Source organism: Streptomyces panacea, from assembly GCF_040560175.1.
GTDB classification, from domain to species: domain Bacteria; phylum Actinomycetota; class Actinomycetes; order Streptomycetales; family Streptomycetaceae; genus Streptomyces; species Streptomyces panacea.
The window spans coordinates 56,107-80,577 of the sequence record NZ_JARJHW010000008.1 but is presented as its reverse complement, the minus strand read 5'-3'; the positions used below and the strand labels follow the sequence as shown (position 1 = coordinate 80,577).

The 24,471-nt window shown below is 72.2% G+C and carries 16 protein-coding genes and 3 pseudogenes; 5 read left to right on the top strand and 14 right to left on the bottom strand.

Going from position 1 to position 24,471, the window contains the following annotated elements:
• Positions 1 to 229: 229 nt before the first annotated feature.
• Positions 230 to 577 (bottom strand): chorismate mutase, encoded by a 348-nt coding sequence (locus P3L51_RS04070; RefSeq protein WP_354603628.1) that lies wholly within the window; start codon positions 575 to 577, stop codon positions 230 to 232.
• An 11-nt stretch (positions 578 to 588) separates the two neighbouring features.
• Positions 589 to 1,524 carry a helix-turn-helix domain-containing protein gene (locus tag P3L51_RS04065; RefSeq protein WP_354603627.1) on the bottom strand — a complete coding sequence of 312 codons (936 nt, stop codon included), beginning with the start codon at positions 1,522 to 1,524 and terminating at the stop codon, positions 589 to 591.
• 166 nt (positions 1,525 to 1,690) lie between these two features.
• Here P3L51_RS04065 and P3L51_RS04060 point away from each other — a divergent pair, with 166 nt between their 5' ends.
• The gene (locus P3L51_RS04060) at positions 1,691 to 3,442 is read left to right on the top strand and encodes a glycoside hydrolase family 35 protein (RefSeq protein ID WP_354603626.1); all 1,752 of its coding nucleotides are present in this window, start codon (positions 1,691 to 1,693) and stop codon (positions 3,440 to 3,442) included.
• A gap of 69 nt (positions 3,443 to 3,511) precedes the next feature.
• Here the strand turns inward: P3L51_RS04060 and P3L51_RS35950 are convergent.
• From P3L51_RS35950 to P3L51_RS04045, 4 genes and pseudogenes are all read right to left on the bottom strand, one after another.
• Positions 3,512 to 4,339 (bottom strand): annotated as a pseudogene (locus P3L51_RS35950) (endo-alpha-N-acetylgalactosaminidase family protein); the annotation flags it as partial.
• Positions 4,340 to 4,357: 18 nt separating this feature from the next.
• Positions 4,358 to 5,005, bottom strand: a pseudogene (locus P3L51_RS35945) (endo-alpha-N-acetylgalactosaminidase family protein); the annotation flags it as partial.
• Between the two features lie 204 nt (positions 5,006 to 5,209).
• The gene (locus P3L51_RS04050; RefSeq protein WP_354603636.1) at positions 5,210 to 5,971 is read right to left on the bottom strand and encodes a S1 family peptidase; all 762 of its coding nucleotides are present in this window, start codon (positions 5,969 to 5,971) and stop codon (positions 5,210 to 5,212) included.
• 469 nt (positions 5,972 to 6,440) lie between these two features.
• Positions 6,441 to 7,223, bottom strand: coding sequence for a S1 family peptidase (locus tag P3L51_RS04045; RefSeq protein WP_354603624.1), 783 nt, complete (start codon positions 7,221 to 7,223; stop codon positions 6,441 to 6,443).
• A 380-nt stretch (positions 7,224 to 7,603) separates the two neighbouring features.
• On the opposite strand from P3L51_RS04045, the gene P3L51_RS04040 reads away from it, so the two are divergent.
• Positions 7,604 to 8,536: a hypothetical protein gene (locus P3L51_RS04040; RefSeq protein ID WP_354603623.1), complete on the top strand. Its 933-nt coding sequence runs from the start codon at positions 7,604 to 7,606 to the stop codon at positions 8,534 to 8,536.
• A 95-nt stretch (positions 8,537 to 8,631) separates the two neighbouring features.
• Positions 8,632 to 10,161: an ankyrin repeat domain-containing protein gene (locus P3L51_RS04035; RefSeq protein WP_354603622.1), complete on the top strand. Its 1,530-nt coding sequence runs from the start codon at positions 8,632 to 8,634 to the stop codon at positions 10,159 to 10,161.
• Between the two features lie 13 nt (positions 10,162 to 10,174).
• Here the strand turns inward: P3L51_RS04035 and P3L51_RS04030 are convergent, their stop codons facing one another.
• The 8 genes from P3L51_RS04030 to P3L51_RS03995 form a co-directional block, all read right to left on the bottom strand.
• On the bottom strand, positions 10,175 to 10,561 hold the full coding sequence (locus tag P3L51_RS04030; protein WP_354603621.1) for a barstar family protein: 387 nt from the start codon (positions 10,559 to 10,561) through the stop codon (positions 10,175 to 10,177).
• A 47-nt stretch (positions 10,562 to 10,608) separates the two neighbouring features.
• Positions 10,609 to 10,998 (bottom strand): guanyl-specific ribonuclease, encoded by a 390-nt coding sequence (locus P3L51_RS04025; RefSeq protein ID WP_354603620.1) that lies wholly within the window; start codon positions 10,996 to 10,998, stop codon positions 10,609 to 10,611.
• A 178-nt stretch (positions 10,999 to 11,176) separates the two neighbouring features.
• Positions 11,177 to 12,730, bottom strand: coding sequence for a DEAD/DEAH box helicase (locus P3L51_RS04020; protein WP_354603619.1), 1,554 nt, complete (start codon positions 12,728 to 12,730; stop codon positions 11,177 to 11,179).
• 94 nt (positions 12,731 to 12,824) lie between these two features.
• Positions 12,825 to 13,028, bottom strand: a complete 204-nt coding sequence (locus P3L51_RS04015) for a cold-shock protein (protein WP_015607926.1) — start codon at positions 13,026 to 13,028, stop codon at positions 12,825 to 12,827.
• Positions 13,029 to 13,274: 246 nt separating this feature from the next.
• Positions 13,275 to 14,021, bottom strand: a complete 747-nt coding sequence (locus P3L51_RS04010) for a vWA domain-containing protein (RefSeq protein WP_354603618.1) — start codon at positions 14,019 to 14,021, stop codon at positions 13,275 to 13,277.
• A 189-nt stretch (positions 14,022 to 14,210) separates the two neighbouring features.
• Positions 14,211 to 15,671, bottom strand: coding sequence for a glutamate synthase subunit beta (locus tag P3L51_RS04005; RefSeq protein WP_354603617.1), 1,461 nt, complete (start codon positions 15,669 to 15,671; stop codon positions 14,211 to 14,213).
• Entirely contained in the window at positions 15,664 to 20,244 is a 4,581-nt protein-coding gene (gene gltB, locus P3L51_RS04000; RefSeq protein ID WP_354603616.1) for a glutamate synthase large subunit, read from the bottom strand. Before gltB ends, P3L51_RS04005 begins: the two co-directional genes overlap by 8 nt.
• Before the next feature lie 467 nt (positions 20,245 to 20,711).
• A complete protein-coding gene (locus tag P3L51_RS03995; RefSeq protein ID WP_435594366.1) occupies positions 20,712 to 21,431 on the bottom strand; it encodes a VIT1/CCC1 transporter family protein in 720 nt (239 codons plus the stop codon).
• A gap of 235 nt (positions 21,432 to 21,666) precedes the next feature.
• On the opposite strand from P3L51_RS03995, the pseudogene P3L51_RS03990 reads away from it, so the two are divergent.
• Together P3L51_RS03990 and P3L51_RS03985 are read left to right on the top strand one after the other, a co-directional pair.
• Positions 21,667 to 22,684, top strand: a pseudogene (locus tag P3L51_RS03990) (ADP-ribosylglycohydrolase family protein); the annotation flags it as partial.
• Between the two features lie 545 nt (positions 22,685 to 23,229).
• A complete protein-coding gene (locus tag P3L51_RS03985; RefSeq protein WP_354603635.1) occupies positions 23,230 to 24,468 on the top strand; it encodes an ADP-ribosylglycohydrolase family protein in 1,239 nt (412 codons plus the stop codon).
• Positions 24,469 to 24,471: the final 3 nt, after the last annotated feature.

Here is a 24,471-nt window from a genome sequence, read left to right as displayed (position 1 = left end):
GTGCTGGTCTCCAGGGGGCGTCGCGGGCCGGGCGGGACTTTGCGGACACCGACTGGGTCGTGTCTTCAAAGTAGCGCCGTCCGCCCGCAGGGCGGGGCCCGCGGCGTCCGGTGCGTGCGATCGCAAGGCGGAGGATCGCTCTCGTACTGGGCGTACTTGGGCGAGTCCGACAACGCGGCGAGCGTGCGTGTCAGGCGTCGCGGGCCGGGCGAGACTTTGAAGACACGGCCTAGGAGGCGTCGTCGCGTGCGGAGCCGTCCGCGATCGTCTCGTGGTGGCGGATCACCTCGGCGATGATGAAGTTCAGCAGCTTCTCGGCGAACGCGGGGTCGAGGCGGGCGCTCTCGGCGAGCTGTCGGAGCCGGGTGATCTGCCGGGATTCGCGGGCGGGGTCGGCGGGCGGCAGGTGGTGGGCGGCCTTGAGGACGCCGACCTGTTGGGTGCATTTGAACCGTTCGGCCAGCATATGCACGACGGCCGCGTCGATGTTGTCGATGCTGCCGCGGAGCCGGTCCAGCTCGTCCTGGACGGAGCGGTCGATGCCGCCGCCGTCGTCGTCCTTGTCACTCGTGGTCATGGTGCGGAAGCTTAGGGCCTGCGGCGCGTGGCACGCGGGGGCGTCTCGGGGGACGCGTCCCGGGGAGGGGTCGTCGTGATCGTCGGCGGGTGGTCGGGGTCCGGGACGCGGTCGCTCCAGCCGCCGGGGACGGTCCGGCCCTGGCGTTCCCGGAAGCGGATCGGCGCGGTGCCCACGCGGCGCGTGAACAGCCGGGAGAAGTACGCCGGATCGTCGTAGCCGACGCGGCGCGCGACGGCGGCGACGGGCAGTTCGGTGGTGGCGAGGAGTTCTTTGGCGCGGCCGAGTCTGATGCCCAGGAGATAGTCCTTGGGGCTGCAACCCGCGCCCCCGCGCACGGCGTTGCGCAGTTCGGCGGGGGTCATGCCGTGCCGGGCGGCGTGTTCGGCGACGGAGAGCGGCAGGAAGGCGTCGCGGGCGAGGGCCTGGAGGACCAGGTCGCCCTCGGCGTTGGTGTCGGCGCGGGCACGGCGCAGTTCGACGAGGAGTTCGTGGACGGCGGCGCCGGTCTCGACCTCCAGGAGCGGGTTGCCGCGCCGGGCGGCGCGGACGATGCGGCCGACGGCGGTGCGTGCGGTGGCCGCGTCGGAGAGGGGGACGACGGGGCGGTCCGTCTCGATGTAGCCGAGTTCGGTGTACGTGGCGGTGGCGGGGCCGGTGAAGTCGACGAAGCTCTCGTCCCAGCCGGTCTCGGGGTCGGCGCCGTAGTGGTGCGGTACGCCGGGGAGCAGCCAGAGCAGCGCGGGCGCGGTGACGGTGGTGCGGCGGCCTTCGGGGTCGCGGTACCAGCCGCCGCCCGCGCCGATGAGGACGGCGACGTGGTGGTCGAGGACGCGGGGTCCGACGGTCGGCAGCCGGCCGTGCTGGAGGCCGACGCCGAGGCAGACGAGGCCGAGGCGGTGGTGGACGGGGCTGGGCGTGAAGTACCGCATCCAGGTGTGGTACATCCGCTTCCGCCCTCCTCTCCGGCCGCTTCCGGCCGCTGTCGGCCGGCTCGGCTCAGCTCCGCGTGCCCGGTACGTCCATGCTCCGCCGATCTTTGTCCATGGACCCGCCCCTGGCCAGGGGGTGAGGGTGGCCCCTGGGGCAGGATCGAACCGAAGGGCGGCGGCCGTGGCCGAATTCACTGTAGGTGACCGGGATTTCCTGGTGGACGGCCGGCCGGTGCGGCTCCTGTCGGGGGCGCTGCACTATTTCCGGGTCCACGAGGAGCTGTGGCCGCACCGGCTGCGGATGCTGCGCGCGATGGGCCTGAACTGTGTGGAGACGTACGTCCCCTGGAATCTGCACGAGCCCGCGCCGGGCCGTTACGCGGACGTGGAGGCGCTGGGCCGGTTCCTGGACGCGGCGGACGAGGCGGGGCTGTGGGCGATCGTGCGGCCGGGCCCGTACATCTGCGCGGAGTGGGACAACGGCGGGCTGCCGCACTGGCTGACGGCGGCGGTGGGCGCGCGCGTACGGACCAGCGATCCGGAGTATCTGGCCTCGGTGGAGCGGTGGTTCGGCCGTCTCCTGCCGCAGGTCGTCTCCCGCCAGATCGACCGCGGCGGCCCGGTGATCATGGTGCAGGTCGAGAACGAGTACGGGAGTTACGGCTCCGACCTGCCGTACCTCTCGGCTCTGGCCGCGCTGCTCCGTACCCGCGGCATCGACGTGCCGCTGTTCACCTCCGACGGCCCGGAGGACCACATGCTGACGGGTGGCTCGGTGCCCGGTGTGCTGGCGACGGTGAACTTCGGCTCGGCGGCGCGCGCGGCGTTCGAGACGCTGCGTGAGCACCGGTCCGGGGGTCCGCTGATGTGTATGGAGTTCTGGTGCGGCTGGTTCGACAACTGGGGCGCCGGGCATGTGGTGCGCGATCCGGCGGACGCGGCGGGGACGCTGCGGGAGATCCTGGAGTGCGGGGCGTCGGTGAACATCTACATGGCGCACGGGGGCACGAACTTCGCGGGCCGGGCGGGCGCCAATCGGACCGGCGCGCTGCACGACGGTGTGCTGGAGCCGGACGTGACGTCGTACGACTACGACGCGCCGGTGGACGAGGCGGGGCGGCCCACGGAGAAGTTCTGGCTGTTCCGGGAGGTCCTGGCGGGCTACGGGGAGGGGCCGCTGCCCGATGTACCGACGGCGCCGCCCGTGCTGGGTGACGGGCCGGTACGCGCGGAGCTGGACGTGTGGGCGCCGCTGGACGAGGTGATCGACGCGCTCGGCGGGCCGGAGACGCGGACGCCGATGCCGCCGTCCTTCGAGGAACTGGGCGTGGACCGGGGGCTGGTGCGCTACCGGGTGGCGGTGCCGGGTCCCCGGCGGCCGTATCCGCTCACGCTGGCGGGGCTGCGTGATCTGGCGGTGGTCCAGGTCGACGGGGTCCGGGCGGGGGTGCTGCGTGAGGAGGACCCGGTGCTGGCGGAGCCGGTGGCCGGGCCGGCGGTGGTCGAGGCGTGGGTGGAGTCGCTGGGACGGGTCAACTACGGGCCGCGCACGGGTGAGCCGAAGGGGATCACGGGCGGTTTCCTGCACGAGCGGCAGTATCTGCACGGGGTACGGGCGCGGGGGCTGCGGCTGGACGCCTTCGACGACGCGGCGGCGGTCGCGGCCCTGCCGTTCCGCGCCCCGTCCTGGCCGGGGGCGCGGGGCCTGTACCGGGGTTCGTTCGACATCGCCTCCCCCGGTGACGCCCGGCTCTGGCTGCCGGGCTGGACGCGTGGCTTCGTCTGGGTCAACGGCCGCTGTCTGGGCCGCTACTGGGCGGTGGGCCCGCAGGAGTCGCTGTATGTGCCGGGGCCGGTGCTGCGCGCGGGGCGCAACGAGCTGTGGGTGCTGGAGCTGGAGGGCGCGGGCGAGGGGCATGTACGGCTGGCGTGAAGGCCCCTGACGGGCGGGCCCGTGCGGGCCCGCCCGGCGGCCACGTGGCTGCCGGGCGGCCACGCCCTGCTACACCTCGCGGACCTCGAAGGCGTCGAGTACGAACTCCGCCGTGCCGTCGTCCCCCACCTTGCGCAGTCCCACCCACGCCTCCCCCTCGTCCGGGGCGGTGAACTCGTAGCTCAGGACGGTCGGTTCGGTCGCGACGGGCAGTCCCGTACGCGACAGCTCCCGCTCCCCCGGCTCGTCCACGGCGGTGATCCAGGCGTACTGTCCGGCCTTCTCGTTCTCGTGGCGGAAGGTGACGCGGTAGCGCGTGCCCGGTTCGAAGCGGACGGTGTGCGGCACCGTGCGGTACACCAGCCCGTCGTTCTCGCCGCGTGACTTGAGCGATTCGGTGCCGTCGATGACATCGTCGATCGCCTTGCCGTTCCAGCCGCGCTGGGTGAACGGCGCGTGCCGCTGGGCGACATGGGTGCGGGGGTCGGTGACGCCGCCCGCGTCGCCCTTCACGAAGACGCCCCAGCCCTGCGGGACGTGCTGGAAGTCCTCGAAGACCAGCGCGCCCGGCCGGCTGGAGCGATGCGCGGCGACGACGCGTACGTTGTCAAAGCGCACGCGTGCCTCGCCCGCCTCCGCCGTCAGCCCGAGGTCGACGGGGCCGCCCCGCTCGGGGACGGTGAAGTGGGTGAACATCCTTTGGAAGCGGGTGCCGTGCTTGCGGTCGGCGGCCACGTGGTTGCCCGCCGTGGAGGTCTCGGTCCAGTTGACCGCCGTCACTCCGTCGGACGTGCGGACCTCAAGGGCCGCCCGGCGCCGCTCCCCCGGCGTCTTCCCGACCTCGACCTGTACGGACGCGGCGTACGTGCCCGGTGCGAGGCGTTCGAGGCGCTGTCCTATGTCCCAGGTGGTGCCGGTGCCTGGCTTGTCGTACACGGTGTTGGTCTCGATCGCGCCGCCGAGCCGGTCGTGCGCCACGACGGCGTACGCGCAGCCGGCCGCCGCTCTTTCGGGGGTGTCGGGGGTGACCCGGACGAGGGTGTCGCCGCTCCTGGCCTTGTCGATCTCGACGCGGGCGGCCAGCAGTGTCGCGCCGCTCTGGTCGCTCCGTACGGAGAGCAGGGCGAGTTCGGGCAGTTCCAGTGTGCCGACGCGCAGGGCCTCGGTGTCCGTGACGCGGGTGACGCGCCAGTCGACGCGCCATCCGTGGACGGCGATCTCGACGTCGATCCGGGTGCCGCCGTCGAAGGTGAGGGTGTACGAGATCCGGCCACGTCCGGCCGGCCGGGTGGTGACGCGTGGGGTGTGCGGCTTCCCGTCGAGAAGGACGCCGGTGACGGTGGCGCTCTGCCCGTGCAGGACGGAGCGGGTGCCGCGGTCGGTGTACGACACGACGCGCGGGAAGCCGCTGTCGACGCGGACCTCCAGCTCGCGGGAGCGCAGGACCCTCTCGCGGGTGCCGGGGGCGGGCGCGGTGGCGGCGGGTGCCCCCGTACCGGCCGCGAAGGCGCCGCCCGGAGCGGCGAGGACGGCGCCCGCCCCCGCGAGCGCGGTGGCGGCCACGACGGTTCTGCGGCGGGGGCCTCGGTGTGCTGCGTGTGCGTACACGGAGCTCCTCTTCGTCCACGGTGTTCCGTGCACGTCAATCTGCGTCGCGAGGAGCGGGTGCGCCCATGGACAAAGGCGGGACAGGTCTTGGACTAACGCGCCGACGGCGTGTCCGTGACCTGTCCCGCCCCCGCGGGTCACACGTTCAGGTGGGACGGGTCAGAGAGTGGAGGCGGCCGACGCGATGGCGGAGGCGAAGGTGGAGACCTCGGTGTAGACGCCGGGGTAGTTGGGCCGGGCGCAGCCGTTGCCCCAGCTCACGATGCCGACCTGGATGAAGGCGCCGGCGTTGTCCTTGCGGAACATCGGGCCGCCGGAGTCACCCTGGCAGGTGTCCGTGCCGCCGGCGGCGAAGCCGGCGCAGATCTCTTCGGAGGCGATGATCTGGCCGCCGTAGGAGGAGTTGCAGCTGGCGTCGGAGACGAACGGGACGGTGGCCTTGAGGAGGTAGCGCTGCTGGGCGCCGCCCTCGGTGGCCGCACCCCAGCCGGCGACGGTGAAGTTGCCGCTGTTGTACGCCGTGGTGGTGGCGATCTTCAGGGTCGGCAGGTTGATGGGCGTGGCGAGCTTGATGAGCGCCCAGTCCTTGCCCGTGCCGTTGTAGCCGGGGGCCTGGAGGACCTTGGTGGAGCGGACCTTGATGGCGCTGGTGCTCTGGAGGTCCACGACACCGGCGGTGGCGGTGATGCTGGTGTTGTTGCCCGATCCGCTCACACAGTGGGCCGCGGTGAGCACGACGGTGGGCGAGTACAGCGAGCCGCCACAGCCCATGGAGAGACGGACCATGAAGGGGAACTCACCCTGCGCGGCGCGGGTGCCGCCGACGACGGGAGGCGCGAGGGGGGCGGCGGCCTGCGTCTTGGGCGCGTCCGGCACGGGCGCGGCGTGGGCGGTGGTCTGGAGGCTGATGGCGGCGAGCATGACAGCGCCGGCGGCGACGCATCTCTTGAGGACACCCTGAATGCTCAACGGTCTGCCTTTCGTGGGGGCTTGAGGGATGTGCTCCTGTAGGACACACGGGTCGACGCGCGTTGCGCGACGTTGGCATGAGCCCGACAGGAACGCGATCCGGATTATCCGGAGGGCAGGAGCGGCCCCACAAGATACGAATCTCGGCCAACCGAACGGTCGGCCTCCGGTCGCCGTCCGGCCACCGAACACCGGAACGCCCCCTCACCCCCGGCCGCCGCGCGAGCGCCCACCGACAAGGCGCCCACACGGGCGAAAGCCGGGCGGCCCCGGCGAGTGAGCCCGAAGAAAGGAGGGGTGGGTCCCGGACCGACCGGTCCGGAACCCACCCCTCCTGATGATGCGTGTCACCTCACGCGCTCAGTACGCCATCCTGGGCGCGCCGCACGTGGGCGACCCCCTCGCCGGGGGCGACGGGGCGTCAGAGACCCGCCGCTGCCGACCGGATGTCGGCGGCGAAGGTGGAGACCTCGGTGTAGACGCCCGGGAAGCCGGGCTGCGCGCAGCCCTGGCCCCAGCTCACGACGCCGACCTGGATCCAGCCGCCCGCGCCGTTGTCACGGAACATCGGGCCGCCGGAGTCGCCCTGGCAGGTGTCGACCCCGCCCTCGTCGACGAAGCCGGCGCAGATCTCCTCGGACGGGACGAGGCTGCTGCCGTACGCGCCCTCGCAGTCCGCGTCGGAGACGAACGGGACGTTGGCCTTGAGCATGTACCGCTCCTGGGCACCGCCCTCGGTCGCCGCACCCCAGCCGGCGACGGTGAACTCGCCGTTGTTGAACGAGTCGTCGGTGGCTATGTCGAGCGTGGGCAGGTCGATCGGCTCGGCGAGCTTGATCAGCGCCCAGTCCTTGCCGGTGCCGTTGTAGCCGGGAGCCTGCAGGATCTCGGTCGAGTTGACCTCGATGGCGTCCGGGCTCTGGAGGTCCACGACGCCCGCCGTGGCGGTGATGCTCGTGTCGGGACCGGAGCCGTCCACGCAGTGGGCGGCGGTCAGGACGATGTCCTGCTCGTAGAGCGCGCCGCCGCAGCCCATGGAGAGGCGGACCATGAAGGGGAATTCACCCTGCTCGGCGGGGGTGCCGCCGACGACCGGCGGAGCAGGGGTGGGGGCGGCCGACGCGGTGGTGGGCCCCAGGCTGACACCGGCGATGACGACCGCGCCGACGACAGCACATCTCTTGAGGGCACGCAGGAAGCTCAACTGACTGCCTTTCGTGGGGGGAAACAGTGCGTTTGCTGGTCTTGCGTGGGGCTGTCGTGCGTGAAGCTGTGCACGAATGACGCTCAGCACGTGGGGGTGCCGTACGCATGGCGAAGCCGACCGACGACCGACAGAACGAAGATCGCCCGCATCCGCCCGCCACAGCGTGATCCGGATTATGGGGAAGAAATCAGCCGTGGCACAAGATGTAAGTTTCGGCCAACCGGACGGTCGGGCCTCGTCCGGCGTCCGGCGACCGGGGTACGGCGTCCGCCGAGCGGTCCGCGAAGTGGCCTGTCGCCGCCCCCGCCGGCCCGCCCGCCGGGAGCCCGCCGCCGTACAGTTGAGGACGGTCGACCGTCCTACGAAGGGGTAGTGGCGTGACGGACAGAGGCGCGACGAACGGCAGCCCGGTCGTACACGGCTATCCGCATCTCGACACCGCGCGGGCCGCCATCACGGCGCTCTACCGGCGCCTGTCGGACGACGGCGTCCGGCAGTACGACACCAGCGTCGCGCCCGCCGATGTCGCCTTCGCCGATCACGACGACCTCCATCTCGGGGTGCAGCGGGTCGCCCGCGCGCTGGTGCAGCAGCTGCATCTGCCGGACGCCCGGATGATCGTCAGCTTCCGCGAGATGGAGCACGCGGCGAGCGTCGAGCTGACGGCGGGGCCGGAGTACTTCATCGAGCTCAACGACCGCTTCCGGACGCACCGCAGGGACATCGGCGCCGCGCTCGCGCACGAGATCACCCATGTGCTGCTGCACCGGCTCGGGCTGAGCTTCCCCGGCACCCGCGACAACGAGATCCTGACCGACACCGTGACCACGTACCTGGGCGCGGGCTGGCTGCTGCTCGACGCGTTCCGGGAGGACCGGGACTCCAGCCAGAAGCTCGGCTATCTGACGCCGGAGGAGTTCGGCTACGTGCTGGCCAAGCGCGCCATCGTGTTCAACGAGGACCCGAGCATCTGGTTCACGAGCCCGCAGGGCTACACCGCGTACACGAAGGGCAAGGCCCAGGCCGTACGGGACGAGCAGCAGCCGCCGCTGACCACGGCGGGCTGGTCGGGCCGGCACCGCTACGCCAAGGACCGGCGTTACGCGCTGGACCACCCCGGCGAGCCGGGATCCGGGTCGGGGTCGGGGTCCGGCGACACGGGGCGCGCGTACGCCTTCGAGACGCTCGCCGACGGGCCCCGGGTGTCGTTCCCCTGCCCCACCTGCCATCAGCGCATCCGTGTTCCGGTCAGGGGCCGGGTGCGGGCACGGTGCCAGCTCTGTCACACCGTGCTCGACTGCGACACCTGAACTGCCGTCCCCCGAGGGGGACTTCACCGCAGGTGACAGATGGTCATCGACTTGTCGATTTGGCGTGAATGACCTTCCCGGGCGAAGGTCGAAGTATGACGAATGAGCGGACAGCGGTCTCCGACCTCGCGCGGGACGAACTGTTCTCGGCCGTGTACGAGGGCCGGGACGACGCCGTTGTCGCTCTGCTCCGCTCCGGCGTGCCCGCCGAGGCGACCGATCAGGACGGCCAGAGCGTGCTCTACGCCGCCGCGGTCAGCGACGAACCGGGCGCGGTCCGGCTGCTGCTGGCGGCGGGCGCCGATCCCGAGCGCGCGAGCGGACCCGACGGCGGCGACCTGCCGCTGTGCGGGGCCGCGTGCGGGGGTCATACGGAGGTGGTGGTGGCCCTGCTGGCGGCGGGCGCGAGCCCCGACCGGCGCGAGGCGTACGGCTTCACGGCGCTGGCCTGGGCCGTCGGGCAGGGCCACGCGGGCACGGTGGAGGCGCTGCTGGCGCACGGCGCGGACCCCGGCCTCCCGGGCCCCGGCGGCGGCGCCCCGGACGGCGAGCCGCCGCTGGTGACGGCCGCCCGGCGCGGCTCGCCGTCGACCGTGCGGGCCCTGCTGCGGCACGGGGCGGGCGCGCGTGAACAGGCGCTCGCCGAGGCACGGCGGTGGACCGCGCCGGAGGCGGTGGAGCACGAACTGCACGCCGAGCTCCTGCCGATGGCCGGCGAGGGGGACGAGATGGTGGTGCGCCGGATCGAGGAGGACGGCGGGGTGACGGTCGTCGTCGAGACGCTGAAGGACGGTGTGCCGGTCGCGAGCCTGGAGCGGCAGACCGGGCACGGGGCCATCGCCACGCTGCTGGAGGAGTCCCTGGGTGTCCGGACGCCGTTCGAGGAACTGGCGGATCGGGCGCTGCGGTGCGCGGTGCCGGACCGGGACGGCTGGCGGGAGCCGGTGGCCGCGCTGTGGCGACGGGGCGACGAGGAGTCGTTCCAGGCGGCGCTCGCCTGGTGCGCGAGTGACGAGCCGCCGCGTCGCGCCTTCGCGGCCGACGTACTCGCGCGTCTGGGCGCGGCGGACGGGAGCAGGCCGTTCGCGGCCCGTGCGCTGGCGCCGCTGCGGGAGTTGTGCGCGGGCGCGGACACCCCGGAGCTGATCGGCGCGTGCGTGACGGCGCTCGGGGAGCAGGGCGAGGTGGCCGGCCTGCCGGAGATCCTGCGGCACGCCGCCCATCCGGACGCGGGGATACGCCGCCGGGTGGCCGTGGCGCTGGCCGCCCTGGTACCGGGCGGTCACGAGGAGGGGGTCGGGGCGCTGACGGCGCTGAGCGCGGACCTGGACAACGCGGTGCGGGAGCGGGCGACGACGGCCCTGGCGGGGAGCGGCGCCGACACGCCCGCGGTCCGCGAGGCGCTGGCGGCCCGGCTGACGGATCCGGTGGCGGTCACGGCGGCCGAGGCGGCGCGGGGTCTCGTGGTGCGCCGGGATCCGCGGGCGGTGGACGCCCTGGCGCGCATGCTCGCCGTCGGGTCGGTGACGGGCCGCGCGCGCGAGACGGCGGCCGACGCGGTGCGCCGGCTGCCCGACGCCGCGGTCCGGCGCAGGCTGGAGGGGCTGCTGCCGCGCGGCCGGTGAGGCGCCGGCGGTATCAGAGCAGCCGCAGTACGCCCGGTGCGCGGTCGTCGATGATCTCCGTGAGCCAGTCGAAGACCGTGCTGCCGCGGCCGGCTTCCGCCTCGGCCAACTGCCCTCGCACCGAGGCCCTGTTGACCTCCGGCACGCGCGCCAGCCGGAGCCGGAGCTGCCGTGCCGTCTCCTCGTGGCCGAGCGCGCGGCGCGAGAGTTCGTGGTCGCGCCACTCGATGGCGAAGTCCCGGTCGTCCGGCGTCCCGTAGCCGCCGCCGAGGCAGTCGGCGAACGCGTCGAGATTACGGCCGAAGTAGCCGTCCGGGCCGTTCACGGCCTCGCCGATCACCTGCCAGAACCGCTCCAGGCCGGTGACCTCCGCCCCGGGGATCACATACGTCACAGTCATGGGGCGGAGGCTACCCGTCTGTTCGTCGTGCCGACGGTGGTGCGGGATCAGCAGCCGTGGTCGACGAGGTCGAAGGACGCGTAGTGGTCGGCGGTGTAGTAGTCCTGCTGCGTGTTACCGGTCACGATGCGGCGCGCGCCCCGGTCGGAGGAGCCCGGAGTCCTGACGGTGTACTCGTGGTAGTAGCCGGTGGACTGCTGCGGCAGGATGCCCTCGCGGTTCTGGAAGACCCCGTCGTCCTGCGGGTACGGGTAGGGCCCGCCCGCGTCGATCAGGTCGAGGGTGTCGTGCGCCTGGGACGGGAGGTCGGAGTAGCAGATGTCGCCGACCGCGAGCGGGGCGGCGGTGGCCGTGGTCGCGACCGTGCCGCCGACCAGGAGGGTGGACAGGAGGGCGGCGGCGCCGCCGATGAGGGCGATTCGTGGGGGGATTCGCATGCCCACATAATGACGCGCGTAGACGTGTGCACGTCAATGTCAAGTCGGTGGAGTTTTCGGGAAGTTAACCGGGCGGTACGGGCACGGCATCCGCCCGTCGTCGTCGGTTTGCCGCCGATACGTCGAGGGCCGGACGGGCTGTCGGCCCGTCCGGCCCTCGATGAACAAACAGCGTCGGCTACGCCGCGGTGCGACGACCGCCCTCGGCGCCGCGCTCCGGCGGCCGGCCACGACGACCGCCGCGGCTGCCGCGCCCGGAGCCACCGGCACCGGCCGCGCCCAGTCGGGCCCCGCCGCCGCCGCCCGAACCGGCGCCGTTGCTCCGCCGCGCCGGACGCGACGCGCGCGCCTTCTGCGGCTTCTGCACGGCGGCCTGCGGCACCTCGATGGTGATCGCGACCCCGGAGGGCTCGCGCGCACCGGTCAGCCGCGCCAGTTCCTCGTCGGTCGACTTCACGCTGGTGATCCGGGGGGCGATACCCGCGTCGGACATCAGCCGCGTCATGTCCCGCTTCTGCTCGGGCAGGACGAGCGTCACGACGCTGCCGGACTCGCCGGCGCGCGCGGTGCGCCCGCCGCGGTGCAGATAGTCCTTGTGGTCGACGGGCGGGTCGACGTTGACGACCAGGTCGAGATCGTCGACGTGGATGCCGCGCGCCGCGACGTTCGTCGCGACGAGCACGGTCACCAGCCCGGTCTTGAACTGGTCGAGCGTCCGGTTGCGCTGCGGCTGCGACCGGCCGCCGTGCAGGCCGGAGGCCCGTACACCGCTCGCCAGCAGCCGCTTGACCAGCCGGTCCACCGCCCGCTTGGTGTCCAGGAACAGCAGCACCCGGCCCTCGCGGGCCGCGATGCGCATCGTGACGGCCTTCTTGTCGGTCTCGTCCATCACGTGCAGGACGTGGTGCTCCATCGTCGTGACCGCGCCCTGCGAGGGGTCGACGGAGTGGACGACGGGGTCGGTCAGGTACTGCCGTACGAGCCGGTCGATGTTCTTGTCCAGCGTCGCGGAGAACAGCATCCGCTGTCCGTCCGGCCGCACCTGCTTCAGCAGCGCGGTGACCTGCGGCATGAAGCCCATGTCGGCCATCTGGTCGGCCTCGTCGAGGACGGTGATGGTGACCTGGTCCAGCCGGCAGTCGCCGCGCTCGATGAGGTCCTTGAGCCGGCCGGGCGTCGCCACGAGCACCTCGGCGCCCCGGCGAAGCTGTCCGGCCTGCTTGCTGATCGACAGACCGCCGACGACGGTCGCCATGCGCAGGTTCACGGCGGTGGCGTACGGGGTGAGGGCGTCGGTGACCTGCTGGGCCAGCTCGCGCGTCGGCACCAGCACCATCGCGTACGGCGCGCGCGGCTCGGCGCGGCGGCCGGCGAGACGGGCCAGCAGCGCGAGTCCGAAGGCGAGGGTCTTACCGGATCCGGTACGGCCCCGGCCGAGGATGTCGCGGCCCGCGAGGGAGTTCGGGAGGGTGGCGCCCTGGATCGGGAAGGGCTCGGTCACACCCAGTGAGGTGAGGGTCTTGAGCAGGGCCGCGGGCATGTCGAGCTCGTCGAACGCCTCGACGGCGGGCAGCGCGGGGGTGATGGTGTCCGGCAGCGTGAACTCCTGCGGGCGCGCGGCGCGGCGGACCGGCGCCTTCGCCGTGCCTTTCGCGGGGCTCTTCGCACGGGAGTTGACCGGGCGCTTGCCGGCCGGGCGGGGTGCGCGGGCGGGGCGTTCGGAGCGAGTCATTCGGTTAAAGAACCTTCCTGGGCCTGTGGACAGCACAAGCCGGGACCCGCACCGTGCAGGTGCGGGCCCCGGCTGCGAGGTACGCGTCCGGAAATTAGGCCGGGACGATGTTCTCCGCCTGCGGGCCCTTCTGGCCCTGCGTGACGTCGAACGAGACCTTCTGGCCCTCCTGGAGCTCACGGAAGCCCTGGGTGGCGATGTTCGAGTAGTGGGCGAAGACGTCGGCGCCGCCGCCGTCCTGCTCGATGAAGCCGAAGCCCTTTTCCGAGTTGAACCACTTCACGGTTCCAGTAGCCATGTCATTCTCCTAAAACAGGTGCAGAGACGAATCCGCACTTCACGGATTCCTCGTCGCCGCATTGAGCCCCATCCGGAGAAGCCGGCGAAAACAATAAAATGCGCCTGAGGAACATTCCCGTCAGGCGCACATAAAGTTCATGGGTACCAAAACTGCAACGCAGTCAGCCTAGCACGCCCGCGGGGCCGACGTGGGTCCGACACGCCCGGGGCCTATCGAACGGTGTACGGGCGGTGTCGTGGCCGGTCAGCCGCGGACGACGCCCCGCGCGCGGGCCGCGCCGAGCCACTGCGGGAATTCCGCGACAAGCCGGTCGTACAGGACGTCGTCCGGCACCTCGCACGGGTCGAGACCCGCGTGGAAGAAGCCCGCGTTGTCGACGGACCGCTTCTGCGGGACGGCCAACTCGTCAAGTTTCTTGAGGAAGTTGAACTGCGAACTGCGCTTGTCCCCGAAGCCGACGAACTGCCAGAACAGCGGAAGTTCGGCCGCCTTGCAGAGATAGCGCTCGGCGGCGACCTTGTCGGCGGGCCCGCCGTCGGTCTGGAAGACCACCAGCGCGGGCGCGGTGGACCCGCTGTCCAGATAGTGGTCGATCACCGCGTCCATGGCGAGGTGGTAGCTGGTCCTGCCCATGTGCCCGAGCCCGGCCACGATCCGGTCGATACGCCCGCGGTGCTCCGCGAGCGCGATGTCCGTCACGGCGTCGATGCCGGTGGAGAAGAACACGACGGGCACGACACCGTCGTCGTCCAGATTCGCCGAGAGGCCGAGCACCCGGTCGGCGAAGGCCTGGACTTGACCGTCCCGGTAGTACTCGCGCATCGATCCGGAGTGGTCCAGGACCAGATAGACGGCGGCGCGCTGCCCGCTCATCCCGTGCTTGCGCAGTGATACGCCCGCCGCCCGGTAGTGCTCGACGAGCGCGGGCGCGGTCTCCTCGACCTTGACGAGACTGATCGCGGGGCCTGCCGCGGAGTGCGCCGTGGTCATACGTGCCGCCGATCACTCGTACGGGGCGCGGGGGGTCCGTCGAGGCTACACATCATCAGAAACACATGCCACGGCGCCCGCCGTCGTCCGGTCGGGGACTGGCGGGCGCCGTGTCTTGCGGAGGGTCCAGGGGACGTCCCCCGGGCCGTCACCGCCCGTACGCCGTTGTACGGGACGTTCTCTTCTCCGTCAGACCGTGAGTGAGCGGTCCGTCGGACGGATCGGGGCGTGCAGATCGCTCGCCCCGGTCAGATAGCGGTCGACGCCGCGCGCCGCCGAACGGCCTTCAGCGATGGCCCACACGATCAGGGACTGGCCGCGACCCGCGTCACCGGCAACGTACACGCCGTCGACGTTGGTCGCGTAGTCGGCGTCCCGTGAGATGTTGCCGCGCGCGTCCAGTTCGAGGCCGAACTGGTCGACCAGGCCGTTCTCCCGGTCGGTACCGGTGAAGCCCATCGCGAGGGTGACCAGCTGGGCGGGGATGGTCCGCTCGCTGCCCGGCTTCGGCACCGGACGGCCGTCCGAGAACTCGACCTCGGTGAGGTGCAGCGACTGGACGTTGCCGTCCGCGTCGCCCTCGAAGTGGGTGGTGGAGACGGAGTAGATCCGCTCGCCGCCCTCCTCGTGCGCGGAGGTGACCTTGTAGAGCATCGGGAAGGTCGGCCAGGGCTGGTTCGGTGCCCGGTCCTCGCCCGGCCGGGGCATAATCTCCAGCTGGGTGACGGACGCGGCGCCCTGGCGGTGCGCCGTACCGACGCAGTCCGCGCCGGTGTCGCCGCCGCCGATGACCACGACGTGCTTGCCCTCGGCGCTGATCGGGGAGACGGTCAGGTCGCCCTCCCGCACCTTGTTGGCGAGCGGCAGGTACTCCATGGCGAAGTGGATGCCGTTCAGCTCGCGGCCGGGCACGGGCAGGTCGCGGGAGATGGTGGCGCCGGCCGCGATGACCACGGCGTCGTAGCGCCTGCGGAGCTTCGCCGCGTCGATGTCGCGGCCGATCTCCGTCTCCGTACGGAACTTGGTGCCCTCCGCGCGCATCTGCTCGATACGGCGGTTGATGTGGGACTTCTCCATCTTGAACTCGGGGATGCCGTAGCGCAGCAGGCCGCCGATGCGGTCGGCGCGCTCGTACACGGCGACCGTGTGGCCGGCCCGGGTGAGCTGCTGGGCCGCGGCCAGGCCCGCCGGGCCCGAGCCGATGACGGCGACGGTCTTGCCGGACAGCCGCTCCGGGGGGCGCGGGACGACGTCGCCGTTGTCCCACGCCTTGTCGATGATGGAGACCTCGACGTTCTTGATCGTGACGGCGGGCTGGTTGATGGCCAGGACGCACGCGGACTCGCACGGCGCGGGGCAGAGCCGGCCGGTGAACTCCGGGAAGTTGTTGGTGGCGTGCAGGCGCTCGCTCGCCGCCGTCCAGTCCTCGCGGTACGCGTAGTCGTTCCACTCGGGGATGAGATTGCCGAGCGGACAGCCGTTGTGGCAGAAGGGGATGCCGCAGTCCATGCAGCGCCCGGCCTGCTTGCTGATGATCGGGAGCAGCGAGCCCGGAACGTAGACCTCGTTCCAGTCCTTCTTGCGCTCCTCCACGGGGCGGGTTCTGGCCGTCTCACGCCCGGTGGTCAGGAAGCCCTTGGGGTCAGCCATTGGTCGCCGCCTCCATCATCTTCTCAGTGGTCTCCTGCTCGGAGAGACCGGCGAGCTCAGCGGCGTCCTTGGCGGCGAGCACTGCCTTGTAGGTGGAAGGAATGATCTTGCTGAAGCGGGCCACGGAGGTGTCCCAGTCGGTCAGCAGCTTCTCGGCGACGGTGGAGCCGGTCTCCTCGTGGTGGCGGCGCACGACGTCGTGCAGCCACTCCCTGTCGGTCGCGGAGAGGTCGGTCTCGACGGCGCCGAGGTTGCCGGCGTTGACGTTGTCCGGGTCGAGGTCGATGACGTACGCGACACCGCCGGACATGCCGGCCGCGAAGTTGCGTCCCGTCTCGCCCAGTACGACGGCGTGGCCGCCGGTCATGTACTCGCAGCCGTGGTCGCCGACGCCCTCGGAGACCACCGTGGCACCGGAGTTGCGGACGCAGAAGCGTTCGCCGGTACGGCCGCGCAGGAACAGTTCGCCGCCGGTCGCGCCGTACGCGATGGTGTTGCCCGCGATGGTCGAGTACTCGGCGAGGTGGTCGGCGCCCCGGTCGGGGCGGACGACGACCCGGCCGCCGGAGAGGCCCTTGCCGACGTAGTCGTTGGCGTCGCCCTCCAGGCGCAGCGTGACGCCGCTGGGCAGGAAGGCACCGAAGGACTGGCCCGCCGAGCCGGTGAAGGTGATGTCGATGGTGTCGTCGGGCAGGCCCGCGCCACCGAACCTCTTGGTCACCTCGTGGCCGAGCATCGTGCCGACGGTGCGGTTGATGTTGCGGATCGCGATCTGCGCGCGGACCGGCTGCGCGGCCTCGGCGCTCTCGGCACCGAGCGCGTCGGCGGCGAGCTTGATCAGCTGGTTGTCGAGCGCCTTGGCCAGGCCGTGGTCCTGCTCGACGATCCGGTGCCGTACGGCGCCGGCGCCCAGGATCGGTACGTGGAAGAGCGGCTTGAGGTCCAGGCCCTGTGCCTTCCAGTGGTCCACGGCCCGCTCGGTGTTGAGGAACTCGGCGTGGCCGACGGCCTCTTCGAGCGTACGGAAGCCCAACTCGGCCAGCAGTTCGCGGACTTCCTCGGCGATGAACTCGAAGAAGTTGACGACGTACTCGGCCTTGCCGGAGAAGCGCTCGCGCAGCACCGGGTTCTGGGTGGCGATGCCCACCGGACAGGTGTCGAGGTGGCAGACGCGCATCATGACGCAGCCGGAGACGACGAGCGGCGCGGTGGCGAAGCCGAACTCCTCGGCGCCGAGCAGCGCGGCGACGACGACGTCGCGGCCGGTCTTGAGCTGGCCGTCGGTCTGCACGACGATGCGGTCGCGCAGACCGTTGAGCAGCAGGGTCTGCTGGGTCTCGGCGAGGCCCAGCTCCCAGGGGCCGCCCGCGTGCTTGAGCGAGGTGAGCGGGGAGGCGCCCGTACCGCCGTCGTGTCCCGAAATCAGGACCACGTCGGCGTGTGCCTTGGAGACACCGGCGGCGACCGTGCCGACGCCGACCTCGGAGACCAGCTTCACGTGGATGCGGGCGGCCGGGTTGGCGTTCTTGAGATCGTGGATCAGCTGGGCGAGGTCTTCGATGGAGTAGATGTCGTGGTGCGGCGGCGGCGAGATGAGGCCGACGCCGGGCGTGGAGTGCCGGGTCTTGGCGACCCACGGGTAGACCTTGTGGCCGGGCAGCTGGCCGCCCTCGCCGGGCTTGGCGCCCTGGGCCATCTTGATCTGGATGTCGTCGGCGTTGACGAGGTACTCGCTCGTGACGCCGAAGCGGCCGGAGGCGACCTGCTTGATGGCCGAGCGGCGCTCCGGGTCGTGCAGCCGGTCGGCGTCCTCGCCGCCCTCGCCGGTGTTGGACTTGCCGCCGAGCCGGTTCATCGCGACGGCGAGGGTCTCGTGCGCCTCCTTGGAGATGGAGCCGTACGACATGGCGCCGGTGGAGAAGCGCTTGACGATCTCGGAGACGGGCTCGACCTCGTCCAGGGCGACGGGCTCACGGCCGGAGTCGATGCTGAAGAGTCCGCGCAGCGTCATGAGGCGCTCGGACTGCTCGTTCACCCGGTCCGTGTACTGCTTGAAGATGTCGTAGCGGCGGTTGCGGGTGGCGTGCTGGAGGCGGAAGACCGTGTCCGGGTCGAAGAGGTGCGGCTCGCCCTCGCGGCGCCACTGGTACTCGCCGCCGATGTCCAGCGCGCGGTGCGACGCGGAGATGCCGGAGGCCGGGTAGCCCTTGGCGTGGCGGGCGGCGACCTCCTGGGCGACGATGTCGAGCCCGGCGCCGCCGATCTTGGTCGCCGTACCGCTGAAGTACTTCTCCACGAAGGCCTCGTCGAGACCGACGGCCTCGAAGACCTGCGCGCCCCGGTAGGAGGCGACGGTGGAGATGCCCATCTTGGACATGACCTTCAGGACGCCCTTGCCGAGCGCGTAGATCAGGTTGCGGATGGCGTGCTCGGGCTCCAGGCCCTCGATGAACGTGCCCGCGCGGACGAGGTCCTCGACGGACTCCATCGCGAGGTAGGGGTTGACGGCGGCGGCGCCGTAGCCGATGAGCAGCGCGACGTGGTGCACCTCGCGTACGTCACCGGCCTCGACCAGCAGTCCGACCTGGGTGCGCTGCTTGGTGCGGATGAGGTGGTGGTGCACGGCGGCGGTGAGCAGCAGCGACGGGATGGGCGCGTGCTCGGCGTCGGAGTGCCGGTCGGAGAGCACGATGATCCGCGCGCCGCCCTCGATCGCGGCGTCGGCCTCGGCGCGGATCTCCTCGATACGCGCGGCCAGGGCCTCGCCCCCGCCGCCGACCCGGTAGAGGCCGGAGAGCGTGGCGGCGGTCATGCCCGGCATGTCGCCGTCGGCGTTGACGTGTATGAGCTTGGCCAGCTCGTCGTTGTCGATCACCGGGAAGGGCAGCGTGACGCTGCGGCAGGCGGCGGCGGTCGGCTTCAGCAGATTGCCGGCGGGGCCGAGGGTGGAGCGCAGCGAGGTGACGAGCTCCTCGCGGATGGCGTCCAGCGGCGGGTTGGTGACCTGCGCGAACAGCTGCGTGAAGTAGTCGAACAGCAGTCGGGGGCGGGCGGAGAGCGCGGCGATCGGGCTGTCGGTGCCCATGGAGCCGAGCGGTTCGCCGCCGGTGCGGGCCATCGGGGCGAGGATGATCCGCAGTTCTTCCTCGGTGTAGCCGAAGGTCTGCTGGCGGCGGGTGACGGAGGCGTGCGTGTGCACGATGTGCTCGCGCTCGGGGAGATCCTCCAGCTCGATCTCGCCGGCTTCCAGCCACTCCTGGTACGGCTTCTCGGCGGCGAGGGTCGCCTTGATCTCGTCGTCCTCGATGATGCGGTGCTCGGCGGTGTCGACGAGGAACATACGGCCGGGCTGGAGGCGGCCCTTGCGGACGACCTTCGCGGGGTCGATGTCCAGGACGCCGACCTCGGAGGAGAGGACGACGAGGCCGTCGTCGGTGACCCAGTAGCGGCCGGGGCGCAGTCCGTTGCGGTCGAGGACCGCGCCGACCTGGACGCCGTCGGTGAAGGTGACGCAGGCGGGGCCGTCCCAGGGCTCCATCATCGTGGAGTGGTACTGGTAGAAGGCGCGCCGGGCGGGGTCCATGGAGTCGTGGTTCTCCCACGCCTCGGGGACCATCATCAGCACGGAGTGCGGCAGCGACCGGCCGCCGAGGTGGAGCAGTTCCAGGACCTCGTCGAAGGACGCCGAGTCGGAGGCGTCGGGGGTGCAGACGGGGAAGGTGCTCTCCAGCGTGCGGGGGTCGTCACCGAACACGTCGGAGGCCAGCAGGGACTCTCGGGCCTTCATCCAGTTGCGGTTGCCCTTGACCGTGTTGATCTCGCCGTTGTGGGCGACGAAGCGGTACGGGTGGGCGAGCGGCCAGCTCGGGAAGGTGTTGGTGGAGAAGCGCGAGTGCACCACGGCGACGGCGGTCGCGAAGCGGCGGTCGGAGAGGTCGGGGAAGAAGGGCTCCAGCTGGCCGGTGGTCAGCATGCCCTTGTAGACGATCGTGCGGGCGGAGAGCGAGGGGAAGTAGATCCCGGCCTCGCGCTCGGCGCGCTTGCGCAGGACGAACGCCTTGCGGTCCAGGTCGATGCCGGTGCGGGCGTCGTCGCCCCTGCGGGCGGCGACGAAGATCTGGCGGAAGACCGGCATCGTGGCGCGCGCGATGGCACCGAGCATCTGCGGGGCGACGGGCACCTCGCGCCAGCCGAGGACGTCGATGTCTTCCTCGGCGGCGATCGTCTCGATCTGTGAGACGAATTCGTCCGGGTTCTCGGCGGGCAGGAAGGCGATTCCGACGGCGTACGAGCCGGCCTCGGGCAGCGCGAAGTCGGTGACCTCACGCAGGAAGGCGTCCGGGATCTGGAGCAGGATTCCGGCGCCGTCGCCGGAGTCGGGCTCGGAGCCGGTGGCGCCCCGGTGTTCGAGATTGCGCAGTACGGTCAGCGCCTGCTCGACCATCTCGTGGCCGGGCACACCGGTCAGGGTGGCCACGAACCCGACGCCACAGGCGTCGTGCTCGTTACGGGGGTCATACATGCCCTGCGCAGCGGGGCGGCCATCCATGGGCGACCAGGCGTCGGAACGCATCGGCTCTCCCGTCGTCGTCGTGGCATTTGCGATAGACCGAGGGACGACGTTGGCCCAGGGCAAAATTTCGTGCAGGTTACATGATGGGTCTGCTGCTCAGGAAGCGGGAAGCCGATTCCAACATGTGGACGCCGTGCGTGGACGCCGTACGTGGCGCCGAAGGTAGGCCAGAGGTGATCGGAGGCGAACGGAACGCCGGACACCGGACCACGGCGGAGCGAGCTTCTTTGCCCGCAGCGCCTACGGCTCATGCCCGGAGTTCAAGCGTTCGAAACAACCGGGTAACGGCTAGATATGTGACGCCATGCATAGTGTCCCACCCGGGTGGAGCAACCGTTGACGGATGATCGAGGGATGTTCGTCACCACAGTGACGGCACCGCCCCGACCACGCAATATGTCGCACGTGGGGCGTCTGTCCCCTTGGGTGCCGTGGAAGCCGCGAAAGCCGCTACGAGCCGTACGTACCTAGACGGCCGCCCCGAAGAGCGTCCCGAGTCCGTACGTGAGCGCCGCCGCCGTACCGCCGAGGAGGAGCTGGCGCAGACCGCTGTACCACCAGCTGCGCGCCGTCACGCGCGCCACCAGCGCGCCGCAGGCGAAGAGACCGGCCAGGGCCACCAGCACGGCGGGCCACAGGACGGTGGCGCCGAACAGATACGGCAGGACGGGCAGCAGCGCGCCCAGGGCGAAACAGCCGAACGACGACACCGCGGCGACCATCGGCGACGGCAGATCGTCCGGGTCGATCCCCAGCTCCTCGCGCGCGTGGATCTCCAGCGCCAGCTCGGGGTCCCGCGAGAGCTGCTCCGCGACCTGGCGCGCCAGGTCGGGCTCGACACCGCGCGACTCGTACAGCTCGGCCAGCTCCGCCATCTCGTCCTTGGGGTACGTGCGCAGCTCCCGCCGCTCCACATCCAGCTCGGCCTGGACCAGCTCGCGCTGGGACGCCACGGAGGTGTACTCCCCCGCCGCCATCGAGAAGGCGCCGGCCGCCAGGCCCGCGAGTCCGGTGATGACGATGGTCGGCCGGTCGACGGCGCCGCCCGCCACACCGGTCATCAGCGCGAGGTTCGAGACGAGTCCGTCCATCGCGCCGAACACCGCGGGACGCAGCCAGCCGCCGTTCACATCGCGGTGCGTGTGATTGTCGCGGTGCGCTCCGTGGAGCGACGCCTCGTTGTCCATGACGGACACGGCTGTCCCCTTCCCCTGCTGGTCCCGCTGTTCCCCGGTGGCGGGACACCCCGCCACCGCTTCGAAACTACGCACGAAACAGCACCCCCGCCAGCAAGGAAAGCCATGCTTACCAGGGCACCAGCCGGGTGACAGGCCCGCCGGTGGGACTCCTCGGGGGCACGGCGTGGGAGGCATGGGAGGACGAGGGGCCTCTCTGGGCCCGATGTCCGCGAAAGGCCCCGCGATGGAGTTGACTGCCTGCGGTTCCGGCCCCGTCCCGGGGATCGCCGCTCTGCGGGAACGGGCGCGTGGCGCGCTGCTCGGCCTCGCCGTCGGCGACGCGCTGGGCGCCCCCGCCGAGAACATGCGCCCCTCGGAGATCCGCCGCCGCTGGGGCCGTATCGAAGGCTTCGTCACCGACAGCCCGGCCGGCACCGACGACACCGAGTACGCGATCTTCTCCGGCCTCCTCCTGGCCAGACACGGCTCGGCGCTGACCGTCACCCACGTCGAGAACGCCTGGCACCACTGGCTGGCCGACCTCGACGAGGGCCCGTTCCGGGGAGCGGGCTTCAGCGAGCGCGGCACGCTGGAGAATCTGCGCCGGGGCCTCGCCGCCCCGATCACCGCCCAGCACCGGCACGCCTGGAGCGACGGCCTCGCGATGCGGGCGGCCCCGTTCGGCGTCTTCGCGGCCGGCCGCCCGGCCGAGGCGGCCCGCCTCGTCGCGGTCGACGGCACCGTCAGCCACGACGGCGAGGGCATCTACGGCGGCCAGGCGGTGGCGGCGGGTGTCGCCGCCGCGATGACGGGCGCGGGCCCGGCCGCCGTGGTCGCCGCGGCGCTCTCCGCGATCCCGATGGACTCCTGGACGGCGCGCTCCCTGCGCCGCGCGGTGGCCGCGGCGGGACGCGAGTACCCCGACACGCTGACCATGGAGCGGGCGGTACGCTCCGCGGTCGTCATCGGCGGCTACCCGTGGACGGACCTGGCACCGGAGGCGGTGGGCCTGGCGTTCGGCGCGTTCGCCGCGGCCCGCGGGGATTTCCGTACGTCGGTCCTGACGGCGGTCAACATGGGCCGCGACGCCGACACCACGGCGGCGGTCGCGGGCGCGCTGTCGGGGGCGGTGTCCGGAGCCGCTTCGATCCCCGAGGAGTGGTCCTCGGCGATCGGCCCCGTACGTGGCAGCTGCCTGCCGTCGATGCGCGGCTACCACGTCCTGGACATCGCGGACCTGCTGACACCGGACGACGAGGGCCAGGGGGTGGAGCCGGGTCGGCGGGAGGTCACGTACGTGGGCGACGTGGGCGACGTCGACGGCGGGGCGCGGGGGTGTCCTCAAGCGCAGGACGGGCTGGGGGCCGCGGCTCCGCCACCCGCCGGGCAGGACCCGGCCCGGCTCGGGGCTGCGGTTGAACCGACCGTCCGCCCCGTCACGGCCGGGTGGCAGAACGGCGACCACCCGACCACGGGGCGGGACCCGGCCCGGGGCGGGGCTGAGGTTGAACCGACCGTCCGCCGCGTCACGGCCGGGCGGGATACCGACGACCACACGGCCGACGGGCACAGCGCGGCCCGGGTCGGGGCTGCGGACGAAGTCGCCGCCGAACCGGACCCGGCCCCGCCAGGGGCCGGCGGCGAACCGGTCCCCGGACGCCAGTCGGCCCAGCCACCGACTGCCGACCGACTCACCGCCGGGCAGGTCCCACCCCGCCCGGCGACCGGCGAAGAACCGATCCGTCGTGGTTCGCCCCGGTCGGTGGCCGACGGACACCCGGCTGCCCCTCGGGTACTCGACCGGCCGATGCCCGGCCGTCGACCGGCCGCCCGGCGGGATCCGGTCGCCGACGCGCCCCGTTGCGCGCATCTCGCCGCCCGGGACCGCCGCGCGGCCGGCACGGGTGTGGCGCCGGAGCGTGACCGGGTCGAAGGGCTGCTTCTCGGGCTCGCCGCCGGGGATGCCGCCGGGTGGCCCGCCGCGCGGCACCGGGCCGCGCGGATGCCCGAGTGGACCCGGCGGCTCACCCGCGAGCTCGAAACCTTCGCCGAGCAGAACGCGACCACCACCCTCCCCGTCCCCATCGCCCTCAACCAGCCCCCCGAGCCCCTGCGCCTCGGCCCGTCCGACGACGCCGAGTGGGCCGCCTTCGCCGCCGAGACCGTGCTCACCGCCTTCGGCGATCTCTTCGTCGGCCTCCCCGCCGGCCGCCGGACGCGCGCCGCCGTCGACCTCGCCTGGAACACCCTCGCCAGCGAGGTCGCCGCGGCGGCGGACCGGGCGCCCGAGGTGGAGTCCGCCGTACTGCCGCTCCGCGCCCGGATCTCCGTACGCGCCGGGCTCGGCAATCTCGCCACCGGCCTGCGCCCGCCCGCGACCGGTCACGACAACCCGCACTACTTCGACGACGCGGCCTGCGTACGGGCCGTGGTGCTGGCCGTCGTCCATCCGGGACGGCCGCACGCCGCGGCCGAGCTCGCCGAGTTCGACGCGCGCTACACGCAGGACGGCGACGGGGTGCACGGCGCCCGCGCGATGGCCGCCGCCGTCGCCGCGGCGCTCGGCGGCGCCGACGCCGCGACGGCGGTCGCCGCCGCGCTCGAACAGCTCCCGGACAGCACGGAGATCGGCCGCAACGCCCAGCACGCGGTCAAGCTGGCAAGGGACTTCGCGCACGAACCGGCCGGTGCGTTCGCGCTCGTCCCGCTGCTGGAGCATCAGATCGTCGACCACGTCTACAGCTACGGCATCGCGGCGGCGGAAACCGTGCCGGTCGCCCTCGCCCTGACCCTCGCCTCCGGGGGGAGCGTTTCCGCCGCCGTACCCGCCGCCGCCTGCCTCTCGCGCGTCGCGGACTCCGCGCCCGCGCTCGCCGGCGCGCTGACCGGGGCGCTCGGCGGCGGCGCGGCCGTACCCCCGACCTGGCGCGACGCCTGCCGCACCCTGGCGGGCTGCGCGCTGCCCCGCCTCGCGGGTACGGACCTGGTGGAACTCGCCGGGCTGTTGACGCACACGCTCACCGCGGCGGACCACAACTCCCCGTAGCGC

Excerpts from the sequence above, each read along its gene's own strand:
- P3L51_RS04070 (WP_354603628.1), bottom strand. The coding sequence starts at position 577 with ATGACCACGAGTGACAAGGACGACGACGGCGGCGGCATCGACCGCTCC.
- P3L51_RS04065 (WP_354603627.1), bottom strand. The coding sequence starts at position 1,524 with ATGTACCACACCTGGATGCGGTACTTCACGCCCAGCCCCGTCCACCAC.
- P3L51_RS04050 (WP_354603636.1), bottom strand. The coding sequence starts at position 5,971 with ATGCTCGCCGCCATCAGCCTCCAGACCACCGCCCACGCCGCGCCCGTG.
- P3L51_RS04035 (WP_354603622.1), top strand. The coding sequence starts at position 8,632 with ATGACGAATGAGCGGACAGCGGTCTCCGACCTCGCGCGGGACGAACTG.
- P3L51_RS04030 (WP_354603621.1), bottom strand. The coding sequence starts at position 10,561 with ATGACTGTGACGTATGTGATCCCCGGGGCGGAGGTCACCGGCCTGGAG.
- P3L51_RS04025 (WP_354603620.1), bottom strand. The coding sequence starts at position 10,998 with ATGCGAATCCCCCCACGAATCGCCCTCATCGGCGGCGCCGCCGCCCTC.
- P3L51_RS04020 (WP_354603619.1), bottom strand. The coding sequence starts at position 12,730 with ATGACTCGCTCCGAACGCCCCGCCCGCGCACCCCGCCCGGCCGGCAAG.
- P3L51_RS04015 (WP_015607926.1), bottom strand. The coding sequence starts at position 13,028 with ATGGCTACTGGAACCGTGAAGTGGTTCAACTCGGAAAAGGGCTTCGGC.
- P3L51_RS04010 (WP_354603618.1), bottom strand. The coding sequence starts at position 14,021 with ATGACCACGGCGCACTCCGCGGCAGGCCCCGCGATCAGTCTCGTCAAG.
- P3L51_RS04005 (WP_354603617.1), bottom strand. The coding sequence starts at position 15,671 with ATGGCTGACCCCAAGGGCTTCCTGACCACCGGGCGTGAGACGGCCAGA.
- gltB (WP_354603616.1), bottom strand. The coding sequence starts at position 20,244 with ATGCGTTCCGACGCCTGGTCGCCCATGGATGGCCGCCCCGCTGCGCAG.
- P3L51_RS03995 (WP_435594366.1), bottom strand. The coding sequence starts at position 21,431 with ATGGACAACGAGGCGTCGCTCCACGGAGCGCACCGCGACAATCACACG.
- P3L51_RS03985 (WP_354603635.1), top strand. The coding sequence starts at position 23,230 with ATGCCCGGCCGTCGACCGGCCGCCCGGCGGGATCCGGTCGCCGACGCG.